The 14705-nt window shown below is 68.2% G+C and carries 13 protein-coding genes; 10 read left to right on the top strand and 3 right to left on the bottom strand.

Going from position 1 to position 14705, the window contains the following annotated elements; genetic code table 11:
* Positions 1-8 precede the first annotated feature (8 nt).
* Both B0E52_RS07775 and B0E52_RS07770 read right to left on the bottom strand, forming a co-directional pair.
* Positions 9-782 (bottom strand): hypothetical protein, encoded by a 774-nt coding sequence (locus B0E52_RS07775; protein WP_077483256.1) that lies wholly within the window; start codon positions 780-782, stop codon positions 9-11.
* 49 nt (positions 783-831) lie between these two features.
* A complete protein-coding gene (locus B0E52_RS07770) occupies positions 832-1527 on the bottom strand; it encodes a thymidine kinase (RefSeq protein WP_077483255.1) in 696 nt (231 codons plus the stop codon).
* Between the two features lie 97 nt (positions 1528-1624).
* On the opposite strand from B0E52_RS07770, the gene B0E52_RS07765 reads away from it, so the two are divergent.
* Complete coding sequence (locus B0E52_RS07765; RefSeq protein WP_077483254.1) at positions 1625-3604, top strand: UvrD-helicase domain-containing protein; 1980 nt, start codon at positions 1625-1627, stop codon at positions 3602-3604.
* 77 nt (positions 3605-3681) lie between these two features.
* The gene (locus B0E52_RS07760) at positions 3682-5271 is read left to right on the top strand and encodes a sulfotransferase (RefSeq protein ID WP_077483253.1); all 1590 of its coding nucleotides are present in this window, start codon (positions 3682-3684) and stop codon (positions 5269-5271) included.
* A gap of 9 nt (positions 5272-5280) precedes the next feature.
* Here B0E52_RS07760 and B0E52_RS07755 read toward each other — a convergent pair whose 3' ends face one another.
* Positions 5281-6315 carry an AI-2E family transporter gene (locus B0E52_RS07755; protein WP_077483252.1) on the bottom strand — a complete coding sequence of 345 codons (1035 nt, stop codon included), beginning with the start codon at positions 6313-6315 and terminating at the stop codon, positions 5281-5283.
* A gap of 125 nt (positions 6316-6440) precedes the next feature.
* Here B0E52_RS07755 and B0E52_RS07750 point away from each other — a divergent pair, with 125 nt between their 5' ends.
* From B0E52_RS07750 to B0E52_RS07715, 8 genes are all read left to right on the top strand, one after another.
* Positions 6441-7319, top strand: coding sequence for an HAD family acid phosphatase (locus B0E52_RS07750; RefSeq protein ID WP_077483251.1), 879 nt, complete (start codon positions 6441-6443; stop codon positions 7317-7319).
* Between the two features lie 414 nt (positions 7320-7733).
* The gene (locus B0E52_RS07745) at positions 7734-8681 is read left to right on the top strand and encodes a hypothetical protein (protein ID WP_077483249.1); all 948 of its coding nucleotides are present in this window, start codon (positions 7734-7736) and stop codon (positions 8679-8681) included.
* Positions 8682-8847: 166 nt separating this feature from the next.
* A complete protein-coding gene (gene plsB, locus B0E52_RS07740; RefSeq protein ID WP_077483247.1) occupies positions 8848-11529 on the top strand; it encodes a glycerol-3-phosphate 1-O-acyltransferase PlsB in 2682 nt (893 codons plus the stop codon).
* 27 nt (positions 11530-11556) lie between these two features.
* Entirely contained in the window at positions 11557-12306 is a 750-nt protein-coding gene (gene ubiE / locus B0E52_RS07735; RefSeq protein ID WP_077483245.1) for a bifunctional demethylmenaquinone methyltransferase/2-methoxy-6-polyprenyl-1,4-benzoquinol methylase UbiE, read from the top strand.
* Positions 12307-12316: 10 nt separating this feature from the next.
* Complete coding sequence (locus B0E52_RS07730; RefSeq protein WP_168174158.1) at positions 12317-12955, top strand: TMEM175 family protein; 639 nt, start codon at positions 12317-12319, stop codon at positions 12953-12955.
* 79 nt (positions 12956-13034) lie between these two features.
* Complete coding sequence (locus B0E52_RS07725) at positions 13035-13301, top strand: DUF2249 domain-containing protein (protein ID WP_077483242.1); 267 nt, start codon at positions 13035-13037, stop codon at positions 13299-13301.
* Positions 13302-13303: 2 nt separating this feature from the next.
* Positions 13304-13915 (top strand): FmdE family protein, encoded by a 612-nt coding sequence (locus B0E52_RS07720; protein ID WP_077483382.1) that lies wholly within the window; start codon positions 13304-13306, stop codon positions 13913-13915.
* A gap of 131 nt (positions 13916-14046) precedes the next feature.
* The gene (locus B0E52_RS07715; protein ID WP_077483240.1) at positions 14047-14667 is read left to right on the top strand and encodes a hypothetical protein; all 621 of its coding nucleotides are present in this window, start codon (positions 14047-14049) and stop codon (positions 14665-14667) included.
* Positions 14668-14705 lie beyond the last annotated feature (38 nt).

The raw sequence follows: 14705 nt of genomic DNA, 5'->3' as shown, positions 1-14705 counted from the left end.
GCATCCGTTCAGAACGGCCAGCGGAATTCCACGTGCCGGTTGTTGAACTCCGGATCGTCGAGGCGGCCGCCCGGCTGCGCGACCAGCGCCTGCGGCATGCCCTCCACTTCCAGCGCCTGGCCCGCCGCGAAGCGGGTGCCCAGTGCCTGCATCTCCACCAGCTTCTCGCACAGCACGCCGGCGCGATCCAGCTCGTGCGCGGGGATCTGGCGGAAGCTGAGGTCGGGGCGGCCGAACTTGCGCATGCCGCGGGTGTGCACCCAGGAACGGTCGCTGCCCGGCTCGTCGCTGCGCAGGATCAGCACATGGTTGCGCGGCGGCGCGCCGCCCGGCACCAGGTAGCGCTCGCGCCACGCCTCGGCGTCAAACAGGCCGAGAATCTGCGGATCGAGGATCGCGCGGCCGCCGATGTCGAGCAGGGCGGCTAGCACGCCCAAGGTGTCGCGCAGGTAGTCCAGGCTGGCGCGATCGGCCAGTTGCCCGCGCACCACCAGCACCTCGGGCGCGATGCGCGCCTGCTCGAAGGTTTCCGGCGCGTCCTCGCGCAGGATCTCGCCCAGCGAGCCGTTGAGCGGATAACCCTCCCACTTGCGCAGCTCGAGGTTCTGGAAACGCTTGAGCTCCACGCCCGCGGGCAGGCCGGGGCTGCCGTAACGCTGCGCCGGGATCACCAGCTCGCGCTCGAACTTGCCGAACACGTAGAACTGCAGCAGCGCGTCGTCACCGGAACCCGGTTGCCAGTAGGGGCGCGGCCACTCGGGGGGTTGTTGGGCTTCGGTCATCGGGTTGCCTGGAGTTGAGTGGGTGCGGCGGAGTTCGAAGCCACAGCCGTTACTTATTTTGAAAATTTGCGGGGGCGCAAATTTTCTGTTCGGTGATCTTCTTGAACTCGGCGCGGCTCACCGAGACATAGCGGTCGTTGCCGCCGATCTCAACCTGCGGGCCGTCGGTGACCGCGCGGCCCTGCTCGTCCACGCGCACCACCATGGTGGCCTTGCTGCCGGTATGGCAGATCGTCTTGATCTCCTGCAGCTCGTCGGCCCAGGCCAGCAGATAACGGCTGCCTTCGAACAGTTCGCCGCGGAAGTCGGTGCGCAGACCGTAGGCCAGCACCGGGATGCGCAACTTGTCCACCACGTCGCTGAGTTGCCACACCTGCGCGCGGGTGAGGAATTGCGCCTCGTCCACGAACACGCAGTTCAGCGTGCCGTGCGCGGCGATGTCGGCCTCGACCAGGGCGAGCAGGTTCTCCTCGCCCGCGAAGCGCCGCGCGTTCGCCTTGAGGCCGATGCGCGAGGCCACCATCGTGGTATCCGCAGCCGCAGGCTGCGTCTGTTTCCCTTCCCCCGCCTGCGGGGGAAGGTGGCCCACAGGGCCGGATGGGGGTCTGTCATGCTCGCGCGTATCAATATCCGGCTTCAGGATCAGCGTGCGCATGCCGCGCTCGTGGTAGTTGTACGCACTCTGCAGAAGGGTGGTGGTCTTGCCGGCGTTCATCGCCGAGTAATAGAAGTAGAGCTTGGCCATGTCGCTGCGCCGGATGCCGGATTGCGCATGGTAACCCGCCGGGCCACTGCCGATCCCTCTGCTACCATCGGCCGCCGCCTCACATCGCCTTCGCTCCATGCTCAACCCGCAACAACTGGCCGCCGTCGAACACTGCGACACCCCGCTGCTGGTGCTGGCGGGCGCCGGTTCGGGCAAGACCAGCGTGATCACGCAGAAGATCGCCCACCTGATCCAGCGGCGGAAGCTGGCGGCGTCGAAGATCGCCGCGATCACCTTCACCAACAAGGCCGCGCGCGAGATGCGCGAGCGCGTGGGCAAGCTGGTATCGAACGAGGACGCCGCCGCGCTCACCGTGTGCACCTTCCACGCGCTGGGACTGAAATTCCTGCAGATCGAGCACGCACGCGCCGGGCTGCGCCGCGGCTTCTCGGTGCTGGACGCGGACGACAGCGAGGGCATCGTCAAGGAGCTGGCACCGAAGGGTGCCAAGCCCGACGTGCTGTTCGGCCTGCGCAACCTGCTGGGCCGCGCCAAGAACGCCGGCCTCACGCCGGAAGAGGCCTTGGCTGCCGCGCGCAGTCCGCGTGAACTCGAAGCGGCGACGATCTACGAGATGTACCAGGCGCGCCTCGCTGCGTTCAACGCCGTGGACTTCGACGACCTGATACGCCTTCCGCTGCGCATCCTGGAAACGGATGACGAATGCCGCGCCGTCTGGCGCGAGCGCCTGCGCTACCTGCTGGTGGACGAATACCAGGATACCAACGACGCGCAGTACCGCCTTCTGAAGGCGCTGGTCAGCGAGCGCGGCGGCATCACTTGCGTGGGCGACGACGACCAGAGCATCTACGCCTGGCGCGGCGCGAACCCCGAGAACATCGACCAGCTCGGCCGCGACTGGCCGAACCTGCGCGTGATCAAGCTGGAACAGAACTACCGCTGCGGCAAGCGCATCCTTCGCGCCGCGAACGCATTGATCGCGAACAATCCGCACGCCCACGAAAAGAAGCTGTGGAGCGAACATCCGGAAGGCGCACCGATCCGCGTACTGGAATGCAAGGAGGCCGAGCACGAGGCCGAGAAGATCGCCTCGATAGCCGCCACCCTGGCCGAGAAACACAAGACGCGCTGGCACGACATCGCCATCCTCTACCGCGGCAATTTCCAGGCGCGGCCGCTGGAAAAGGCCTTGCGCCTCGCGCGCATCCCCTACCACCTCACTGGCGCACTCTCCTTCCTCGACCGCGCCGAGGTGAAGGACGTGCTGTGCTACCTGCGCCTGCTGACCAACCCCAGCGACGACGCCGCATTCCTGCGCGTGGTCAACGTGCCCAAGCGCGAGATCGGCGCCACCACGCTGGAAAAGCTGGGCCAGTTCGCGCAGACGAAGCATTGCTCGCTGCTCGAAGCCACCCGCAGCGACGCCGTGCTGCGCCAGCTCTCGCCGCGCCCGGCCGCCGCGCTGGCGGGTTTCTCCGAGCTGATGGACGAACTGTGCAGCGCCGCGCTGCACGAAAGCGCGGCCGACCTGGTCGACCGCCTCCTGAAGCGCACCGGCTACGCGGCCCAGCTCGCCGCCGCCACGCCCGATGTCTCCGTGCGCGAGCGCAAGCTCGGCAACCTGCGCGAACTCACCGACTGGTTCCGCGCGATGCAGAAGGGCGACAGCGCCGGCGACCTCGCCGCCCAGCTCGCCCTGCTTTCGCACGCCGACCGCGACGACCCCGGCAACGCGGTGCGCATGATGACCCTGCACGCTGCCAAGGGCCTGGAGTTCCGCTTCGTCTTCATCGTGGGTTGCGAGGACGGCACCCTGCCCCACGACGGCGCGATCGACGAGGGCCGCATCGACGAGGAACGCCGGCTGATGTACGTGGGCATCACCCGAGCCAAGGAGCTGCTCACCCTGTCCTGGTCGGCGAAGACCAAGCGCTACGGCGAGGTGCACGGCAACCAGCCCAGCCGCTTCCTGCACGAGCTGCCGCAGGGCGACCTGCACTGGCAGGGCAAGGACCCGGAAGCGGACAAGGAAACGACCCGCGAGACGGCCGAATCGCACATGGCGCGGATCAAGGCGATGCTCGCGGGCGCCTAGTTGACGATCGGGCGCCTGCCTTTCATTGTGTGGATGGCGTCCGGCCGCCTCTCTGCCCCGGCGCCAGGGGGAATACCGTGATCGACTCGACCCGGGCTTATACCAAGCTCGTCGCCGCCTTCAACCAGAACGACTGGCCGCGGGTGCAGCAGCGCGCCGTGCAGTTGCTGACCATCGCGCCGAACGACGCGCGCGTGCATTTCATGGTCGGCATCGCCTGCTTGCAGACGCAGCAGGTGCAGCAGATGCCGAAGGCCCTGGAGCACCTGCTGAAGGCCACCCACCTGGAACCGCGGCGCGCCGACTACGTCGCGCAATACGCGAAGGCGCTGGCGCAGACGCGCCGGTTCCGCGAGGCGCGGCTGGTCGCGGATCGCGCGATGACCCTGTCACCCAACGACGCGATGACCCTGGACACGCTGGGCATGGTCTACCGGCACGCCAACGCCCTGATGCAGTCGGCCAACGCCTTCCGCCGCGCCGTGGTGCTGTCGCCCGAGCACGCGATCGCCCGCCTCAACCTCGCCTACGCCCTGAATGCGCTGGGCGACACCGAAGGCGCCGAGCAGGAGCTGGAAGCCTGCATCCGGCTCGAACCGCGCCATTGGTACGCGCACCTGCTGCTCGCCCAGCTGCAACGGCAAACCACGGGACACAACCACATCGTGCGGCTGCACGAACTGCTGCAACGCCACGGCGACGATCCCGGCGCGCAGCTACTGCTCAACATCGCGCTGGGCAAGGAATGCGACGACCTTGCCGACTATCCGGCCGCGTTCAAGCACTACACGCACGGCAAGGCAGCCGGCCGGCGCATGCGGCCCTATGCGTTCGCGCGCGACGAGACGATGTTCGATGCGCTGATCCGCGCCTTTCCGGCCGCCGATGCGGAAACCGCCACGGGCGACCCCACGCGCGAGCCGATCTTCATCATCGGACTGCCGCGCACCGGCACCACCTTGCTGGACCGCATCCTCTCCAGCCACCCCGACGTGTGTTCCACCGGCGAGCTGCAGAACTTCCCCACCCTGCTGCAGCGGGCCTCCGGCTGTCCCGCCGCGCTGCTGGGCGAAGCGGACATCGCCGCCCGCACCCGCCATGTCGACTGGCAGCAGCTGGGCGCGGCCTATCTCGCCAGCACGCGACCGGCCACGGGAGAGACGCCGCGCTTCATCGACAAGATGCCGCACAACTTCCTCTACGCCGGCTTCATCGCCCGCGCGCTGCCGAACGCGAAGATCGTCTGCCTGCGCCGCGACCCGCTGGATACCTGCATCGGCAACTTCCGCCACCTGTTCGAGCAGACATCGGGGTTCTACGACTACTCCTTCGGCCTCGACGACATCGGCCGCTACTACATCCAGTTCGACCGCCTGCTGGCGCACTGGCGCAAGGTGCTGCCCGGACGCATCCACGAGGTGCAGTACGAGTCGCTGGTCGAGAATACGGAAGCCGCCGCACGCGAACTGCTGGACTTCTGCGAGCTGCCCTGGAACGACGCCTGCCTGCGCCCGGAAAGCAATGCCGCGCCGGTCAACACGCCCAACGCCTGGCAGGTGCGCACATCGATCTACCGCGACGCGGTGGGTCACTGGCGACACTACGAGAACCAGTTGCGCGATCTGCGCTGGCTGCTGGCCGGGGCCGGCATCGGGAAGGCGGATTGAACCAGGCCCTCAGATCAGACGCTGTGCTTCGAGCTCGCCCTTGAGATAGGCGTAGTAGATCGGCGCGGCGATCACGCCGGGCAGGCCGAAGGCAGCCTCCAGCAGCAGCATGGCGATCAGCAGCTCCCATGCCCGCGCATGGATCTGCGAACCCACGATGCGCGCGTTGAGGAAGTACTCCAGCTTGTGGATCAGTATCAGGAAGCCGAGCGCGGCGATGCCCACGCCCAGCGAGACCGACAGCGCGGCGATCGTGATGGCGGTGTTGGACAGCAGGTTGCCCACCACCGGCAACAGCCCGACGATGAAGGTGATCGCCACCAGCGTCTTCGACAGCGGCACGTGGATGCCCATCAGCGGCAGCACGCCAAGCAGGAAGATCGCGGTGAGCGCGGTGTTGACCAGCGAGATCTTGATCTGGGCGAACACGATGTCGCGGAAGGCCTGGGCCAGCCGATGGCTGCGCTGGCCAAGCGCCGCCGCCAGCGGCCCCACCTGGTGCGCGGGGCGGGTGCGGCTGAGCGCCACGATCGCGCCCAGCACCAGGCCGATCAGGATGTGCACGAACGCGCGCGCCGCCTCCTTGCCCGCCAGCTGCAGCTCGACCGCATGCTTGCGCGCCAGCTCGACCACGCCGTCGCGCAGGTCGTCCACGCTGTCGGGCAGGTGGTCGACCAGCATCGCCGGCAGCTGCTGGCGCGCCTTCTCCACCAGTGGCATCAGCTGCTGCTGCCAGAGCAGTTCGGGATTGCCCAGCTCGCTGCGGAAGAAGCTGATCGCGCCCAGGATCAGCAGCACCAGCAGGCCCACCACCAGCGCGCCCAACACGGCCACCACCACCATCCGGGCACGGTCGCCGGGGATGCGCCGACCCAGCAGCGGCACCGCCGCCTGCACCAGTTCGTACACCAGCAGGCCCGCCAGCAGGGCGGAGAGCAGGTGCAGCTGCAGCACCAGCCACAGCGCCAGCGCCGCCAGCACGTAGCTGGTGACGCGGATGGCGGGCGAGCTGGCGCGGGACGCGGCGGACGTCGGATCGTGCATGCGGGCTCCGGGGATGGGGGATGACGGCCAGTCTGTCAGTCCACAGTGGCGGCAACCAGCCCCCGACACGGCTCTGTCGTAAAATCCTGCCAGACTCGCCGCCCCTTCCGGAGATCCCCCGCCCCATGCGACTTCACCTGCCGCTGGCCCTGGCCGCGTTCACCCTGCTCGCCGGCTGCGCCGCCACACCCCCACACCCCGCGATCGCACCCGCCGCAGCAGCGACATCAGCCAACGCCAACGACAACCTCAACGCGGTGGTGTGGACGCAGACCGCGATCGAACACGACCTGATCTACATCCAGACCTTCCGCGACGCCCAGTCGCGCCTGCTGGCCGCCCTGCACGATCCGCAGTGGGACGCGCTGACGAAGGAGGATCGTGCCACGCCCACCGCCGGCCTGCCGCCTGCGGTGGTGCTGGACATCGACGAGACCGTGCTGGACAACTCGCCTTACCAGGCCCGACTGGTGAAGAGCGGCGGCCAGTACGACGAGGCCAGCTGGGCTGCCTGGTGCAAGGAAGAACGCGCCCGCGCCATACCCGGCGCGCTGGCCTTCACCCGCTACGCCGCCGAACACGGCATCGCGGTGATCTACCTCTCCAACCGCGCGCAGGACCTCGACACGGCCACCCTGGCGAACCTGCGCAAGCTGGGCTTCCCGGTGTCCGGCCCCGAAGCTTTCCTCGGTTTGGGCACGGTGCTGCCGGGCTGCGAGCAGGCGGGCACCGAGAAGGGTTGCCGCCGCCAACTGGTGGGTCGCAAGTACCGCGTGCTGATGCAGTTCGGCGACCAGCTGGGCGATTTCGTCGATGTCGTCGCCAACACCGAGGCCGGCCGCAAGCAGGCCATCGCCGGCTACATGGATTGGGTCGGCACCCGCTGGTTCGTGCTGCCCAACCCCACCTACGGCAGTTGGGAGCCGGCGCTGTTCAACAACGACTGGAGCGCGCCACCGGCGCAGCGGCGTCAGCAGAAGCTCGACACGTTACGATATAATTGAATAAAAACATAAAGTTACAACATAAAACAAAAGTGTTGCCTCAAGTTTAACGGCCCGGTAATATCTGCCTCGCCTACCTGCTGCTGACCGAAACGTTTCCGCAGGCAAGGCCATTTCCCACCGGCTCCGCCGGATTGCCCCGCGAGGCTACGCCCGCGGGGCTTTTCTTTGTTTTTGCGATCATCTTGATCACGAAGATCAAGCAGGCGGCCATTCATGGCCGCACTTTTACATCGCCTTTGCGATCGTCCCTGATCGCGGACGTCACACGGGCGGCCATCCATGGCCGCACTTTTCAATATGGCACTCGCATATTCCTGCGATCGACCCTTGTCCACCTTTACCTCGCCGCTTACCCTGACCCTTCGCCGCGCCGGTCGGCGCGTCCATCTCCCCGCACCACGAGACTTGCCCATGCGCTTCCGCTCCCTCCGCCGCAGCCTGCTGCCCCTCGTCGCCGTGCTGGCGCTGGCTGCCTGCCACCACCAGGACGAAGCCAACCAGGTCGGCGGCAGCACGCCGGAGGCGGCCGTGCAGGGTTCGATCGACCTGCTCAAGGCGGGCGACTTCAACGGCCTGTGGAAGCACGCCCTGCCGCCGGCCGAGTACACCACCCTGCGCGCGGACTGGAGTCGCCACAACGCGAACCAGCCGCCCGTCAGCGCCGCGGACAAGGCGAAGTTCGACGAGGCCGTGCAGAAGCTCACCGACCCGGACGCGGAGAACAAGCTCTACGCCGAACTGCAACCCAAGCTCAAGCAGATGGAGCAGCAGTACAAGGACCAGCTGCCGGTCATGATCAGCGTGGGCGACGCCCTGCTGAAGAACGGCGTGGCGCAGAACAAGAACCTGGACGGCGAGCAGAAGACCCAGGCGAACCAGCTGATCGACGTGCTGGTGCCGTGGGCGAAGCAGGTGCCGTGGTTCGACCAGGCCAAGGCCAAGCAGGCCGTGGGCGTGGTGGTGGCCACCGCGCGCAGGCTCGACCTCAGGAGCCCGGACCAGTTGCGCAGCATGGATTTCGACGCTGCGATGGCGAAATACGCCACCGGTTACGCGGGCCTCAAGCAACTGCTGGCAATCTACGGGCTGTCGGTGGACGACACGCTGAACTCGGTCAAGCTCAGCACGCTCTCCAGCAAGGACGGCCGTGCGGTGGTGAAGATCGACTACACCTTGCTCGGCAAGCCGCTTTCCGCCGAATCCACCCTGGTGCAGCAGGACGGCCGCTGGTACAGCGAGTCGCTGATCAACAACGTGCACGAGGCGCACGAACGCCTGCAGCAGCAACCGGCCGTGGCGGGCAGCACGGCGTTGACCGCGCTCCCGGCTCCCGCGGCCAGCACTGCCGCGAAGAACTGACTCCCCTCCCTCGCTGGCGTGGGAGGGGTTGGGGGGGCGGCTTGCGGACTCCCAATGCGCTCGTCGCCCTCACCGTCTCCCCCGGCACAACCCGGGAGAAAGGGAGGCCGGTCAGCCCACCACACGCGCGAGCATGGTTTTACGAGCCAGCCGGTAGAATAGGCGGATGCAGAACATCTCCATCGCGGATTCCCCTCGTCGCCGCGCCCCCTGGTGGTTCCACCTGGCGGGTCAGCTGCTGCAACCCTGGGTGCGCATCCGCCGCGACCCGGCCGAACCGGCCACCTTGCTCAAGGCCGGCGTGCCGGTCTGCTACGTGATCGAGCGCGACGGCTTCTCCGACGCGCTGATCCTCGACCGCGCCTGCCGCGAGGCCGGCCTGCCCAGCCCGCTGCAGCCGCTGGCCGGCACCCGCCGCCGGCGCTCGGTGTTCGCGCTGATGCGCCGCGACGGCTGGCTGTTCGGGCGCAAGCGCCACCGTTCGCCGAACGAACCGCTGGGCCAACTGGTGCAATCGCTGGAAGGCCTGCCCGAGCGCGACATCCAGATCGTGCCGGTGTCGATCTACGTGGGCCGCGCACCGAACCGCGAATCGGGCTGGTTCAGCGTGCTGTTCTCCGAGAACTGGGTGATGGTGGGCCGCTTCCGCCGCCTGCTGGCACTGCTGCTGAACGGCCGCGACACCACGGTGCATTTCGCCGCGCCGGTGTCGCTGCGCGAGGTGCTGGCCGAATCCGGCGAGCTGCCGCCACCGCGCTTCGCGCGCAAGCTGGCGCGCGTGCTGCGCACCCATTTCCACCGCATCCGCGCCGCGGTGATCGGCCCCGACCTCTCGCACCGGCGCACCGTGGTCGACGACGTGCTGCGCGCCGAGCCGGTGCGCGCGGCGATCGCCGCCAGCGCGGCGAAGGAGAAGATCAGCGAGGCCAAGGCCTGGCGCCGCGCGCAGAAGATGATGCTGGAGATCGCCGCCGACTACTCGCACCCGGTGGTGCGTTCTGTATCGTTCCTGCTGTCGAACTTCTGGAACAAGCTGTACGACGGCATCGCGATGCACCACTTCGACAAGGCACGCGCCGCCGCGCCGGGCTACGAGGTGGTCTACGTGCCCAGCCATCGCAGCCACGCCGACTACCTGCTGCTCAGCTACCAGCTGCACATGTCCGGCGTGGTGCCGCCGCACATCGCCGCGGGCGTCAACCTCAACCTGCCGGTGATCGGACCGATCCTGCGCCGCGGCGGCGCGTTCTTCATGCGCCGCACGTTCAAGGGCAACGCGATGTACTCGGTGATCTTCAACGAGTACATGGCTCAGCTGATCGACCGCGGCGTGCCGATGGAATACTTCATCGAAGGCGGTCGCTCGCGCACCGGTCGCTTGCTGGCACCGCGCGCCGGCCTGCTGTCGATGACCGTGCGCGCGTTCCTGCGCGCGCCGCGCCGGCCGGTGCTGTTCCAGCCGGTCTACATCGGCTACGAGAAGCTGATGGAAGGCAAGAGCTACGCGGGCGAGCTCAGCGGCCAGCCGAAGGAGAAGGAAACCCTGTTCGCCCTGCTGCGCGGCATCGGCGGGCTGTTCAAGCAGCGCTACGGCCACGTCACGATCAACTTCGGCGAGCCGATCGAGCTGAACCCGCTGCTGGATGCGGCAAGCCCCGACTGGCGCAGCGCCAGCGCCGACCCCGACAGCCGCCCCGAATGGCTGGGCGGCGTGATCGACCAGCTCGCCGAGCGGATCCAGGTCAACGTCAACCGCGCCGCCGACGTCAACCCGATCAACCTGCTCGCGCTCACCCTGCTGGCCACGCCCAAGCACGCGATGGCCGAGAACGACCTGCTGGCGCAGCTCGAACTCACCAAGTCGCTGCTGCTGGAGCTGCCCTACTCCGACCGCATCACGCTGACCCCGACGGACCCGGCCGGCATCATCGCCTATGGCGAGCAGATGGGCTGGATCCGCCGCGTCAAGCATCCGCTGGGCGACGTGCTCGACGTCGAGGGCGAGCAGGCGGTGCTGCTCAGCTACTTCCGCAACAACGTGCTGCACCTGCTCGCCGCCGGCGCGTGGGTGGCCTGCTGCTTCCTCAACAACCGGCGCATGTCGCGCGCCTCGGTGCAGCGGCTGGGCCGCATCATCTACCCGTTCCTGCAGGGCGAGCTGTTCCTGGCCTGGGACGAGGAAGGCTTCGGTGCGCAGTTGCAGGTCACCATCGACTTCTTCGTGCGCCGCGGCCTGCTCGAAACCACCGGCGAAGGCCGCATGCTGGAACGCGCGCCCGGCCAGGACGACAGCGCGTTCCAGCTCCGCATCATCGCACGCAGCCTGATCCAGGCCTTCGAGCGCTACTACATCGCGATCGCCGCGCTGGCCAAGCACGGCCCGCACGCGCTCACCGCCACCGAGCTGGAAACCACCTGCACGCTCACCGCGCAGCGGCTGTCCCTGCTCAACGAGCTCAACGCGCCGGAGTTCTTCGACAAGGCGCTGTTCCGCGGCTTCATCCAGAAGCTGCGCGAGCGCCGCGTGGTGTGGACCGACGAGGCCGGCAAGCTCGACTACAACAGCGCGCTCGACGACATGGTGCGCGACGCACGGGTGATCCTGTCGCGCGAGATGCGCCATTCCATCCTCAAGATCACCCCCGGCGGCGACCGCGAGGTCGCGGCCGACGAGCCGGCTCCCGAACCTGCCGCGCCGGTGCCGCTCGTCGTTCCCGCCGACGCCGGTGCGGAACTGCATCAGCGCCACGTGGAAGCCGAGCACGAGGGCCACCGCGCGCATCCTGCCGACGTCCCCACGAACGCCGACGCGGAAGAAGAAGGCACGCAGCGCGACCTGCCGCTGTGACGACCCATCATCGGATTGCATGACGCCATGAACGAGCAGCCCACCACCCATTTCGGTTACCGCGACGTGCCCGTCGCCGACAAGCAGAAGCTGGTCGGCGAAGTGTTCACCTCGGTGGCGAAGAACTACGACCTGATGAACGACCTGATGTCGTTCGGCGTCCACCGCCTGTGGAAGCGCCACTTCGTCGCCGTCAGCGGCGTGCGCAAGGGCGACCGCGTGCTGGATCTGGCCGGCGGCACCGGCGACATCGCCGCCCTGCTCAAGCCGGTGCTGGGTGAGCAGGGCGAAGTCGTCGTCGGCGACATCAACGCCGCGATGCTCGGCGTGGGCCGCGACCGCCTCACCGACCGCGGCCTGGTCGGCGGCCTGCGCTGGGCCCAGCTCAACGCCGAATGCCTGCCCTTCCCCGACAACAGCTTCGACGCGGTGACCATGGCCTTCGGCCTGCGCAACGTCACTGACAAGGACACCGCGCTGGCCGACATCTGCCGCGTGCTCAAGCCCGGCGGCCGCCTGCTGGTGCTGGAGTTCTCGCGCGTGCAGAGCGAGCTGTTCAACAAGCTCTACCACTTCCACTCCTTCAAGGTGCTGCCGAAGCTCGGCCGCCTGTTCGCCGGCGACGCCGACAGCTACCAGTACCTCGCCGAGTCGATCCGCAAGCACCCCGACCAAGCCACCCTGAAGGGCATGATGGAACGCGCCGGCTTCGGCAAGGTCGAGGTGCGCAATCTCTCGAACGGCATCGTGGCGATCCATCGGGCGTACAAGTTCTGAAGGACGACATGTGAGCCAGGGAACGCAGCAACTGGAACGCCTGAAGGCTTTCTCCGACGCCGTATTCGCCATCGCGATCACGCTGCTGGTGATCGAGGTGCACGTGCCGCGGCTGGACACCCTGGACGATGCCGCCTACCTCGCTGCGCTGGCGCACCTGATCCCGAGCTTCATGGGCTTCATGCTGAGCTTTCTCACCATCGGCGCATTGTGGATTGCGCACCACCGGCTGTTCGGCGTGCTGGACGGCTACGAACCCCGCCTGATGTGGCCGAACATGCTGCTGCTGATGGTGGTCGCCTTCATGCCCTTCGCCACCGCGCTGATGAGCTCCAACCCGCTCGCGCGCGTACCGGAGGTGTTCTACTCGGCCACCCTGCTCGCCGCCGGGCTGCTGCAGTTGCTGCTGTTCCAGCTCGCGCTCCGGCCCGGGCGGGTGCGCGCCGGGGTACCGCCTGAGGAAGTCAACGCGCTGCGCTGGCGCGCACTGACCCTGCCCACGGCGGCCATCGCCGCGCTGCTGGCGGCACCGCACATGCCGGGCAACAACAACTTCTTCCTGCTGACGATCCCGCTGCTCGCCCGCGTCTTTCCCGCGATCGGCCGTCGCCGTGCCCTGCGGCGCCTGAGCGCGGTGGCAGCCGACTGACAACGCGGTTGATCCAGGTCAGTGGCGCGCCGCGGCACGCGGCATATGGTTGTGCTCCCTTTCCCGCGAGCACACGCCGATGTCCCCCGACACCGTCTTCGACCAGCACACCCACCTCTTCGACGCCCGCGGCGTGGCGCGGCGTTTCCGCCACTCGGCGATCTACGGCGCGATCGGCGCACTGCGCTCGGGCGAGACGATGCGCTTCGTCAACGACCACGATCCGCTGCCCCTGATCGCCCAGTTGCGCGAACGCCTCGGCGAACACCTCACGGTGACCTACCGCCAGCGCGACGCCGACGCGGTGGTGATCGACTTCGGCATCACCGGCCTGCCGGGGGAATGACGATGCATCCCGCTTTTTTCGACGAGGCGCCGCGCATCCTGGTGCGCGACCCGCTGGCCGACCTGCTCGGCGCGGCCGCGGGCGGCCTGCTCGAATACCACTACCTCGACGCAGTGCGCGTGGCCGGCCACTCCTGCCCCACCGTGGCCGGCGCTTGGCTGATGGCCCGCGCGGCGCTGCGCGCGCTGTATCCGCACGAGTCGGCCGAACGCGGCGGCATCACGGTGCAGATGCCGGCACCGGAGGACGAAGGCGTCACCGGCGTGATCTCGCAGGTGCTCACCCTGGTCACCGGCGCCGCCGCCGGAAACGGCTTCCACGGCATTAGCGGCCGATTCGTGCGGCAGGGATTGCTGGGCTTCGCGGATGCGCCGGACGGCGAGGCGGTCCGCTTCACCCGTCGCGACAATGGCAAGTCGGTGATGGTGGCGCTGGACCTCTCCAGCGTGCCGCCGTCGCCGAAGGCACGCGCCCTGATGGGCGCCGCGATGCAGCCGGACGCCACCGCCGTGCAGCGTGCCGCGTTCGGCGCGGCCTGGCAGGACCGCGTGCGCCGGCTGCTGCTGGAACATGCCGACGATCCGGCCGTGCTGCGGGTCACTCCGCTAGCCTGAGCCGGATCGTGCCGCAGTTCGACTGGCGCCTGAACAGGCGCCGGTCGGCGCGTCATCGGCGTTCCGGACGCCCCGTTCTCCGCTCCAGACCGCCCGTGCAACGGGCGGCACCATGAGAGGAGGAGAACACCATGCAGAACCATACGCAGAAGTGGCTGGTCGTCGGCCTGCTGGGCCTGTGCGGGCTGGGCGGCGTCGCCGCCGTGCAGGCGCAGACCACGCCGACCCAGAACGCGGCCAGCGACACCCAGCGCGACGCCAACCAGCAGCAGCGCATCGACCAGGGCCTGAAGTCCGGCCAGCTCAGCACCCGCCAGGCATCCAACCTGGAACAGCGCCAGGCGAACCTGGACCGCACCGAGCAGCGCGACATGCGCAACGGCCCGATGACCAAGGCCGAGAACGCGCAGATCCAGCACATGCAGAACCGCGACAGCAACGCTATCTACAAGGACAAGCACGACGCGATCACGGGCAACCCGAACTCGGCCTCGTCGCGCCGACTGCAGGCCGACGCGCAGCGCAACGCGAACCAGGAGCAACGTCTGGCCAACGGCGTGAAGTCCGGCCAGCTCACCAACCGCGAGGACGCGCGCATGCAGGGCCGCCAGGCGCATGTCGACCACATGGAACACGTGGCGGGCACCAACAACGGCCGCGTTGGCCCGCGCGAACAGAAGCGCATCCAGCGCGCCGACAACCGCGACAGCAAGCGCATCTACCGCACCAAGCACAACCGCGCGAAGCGTTGATCCACGAGCGCGCCGGCCATCGCGGGGCCACCCCGCGA

This window comes from Rhodanobacter sp. C06, assembly GCF_002001105.1.
Lineage (GTDB): Bacteria > Pseudomonadota > Gammaproteobacteria > Xanthomonadales > Rhodanobacteraceae > Rhodanobacter_A.
Note: the sequence above shows the minus strand (reverse complement) of the source record. Positions and strands in the feature narration are given on the sequence as shown.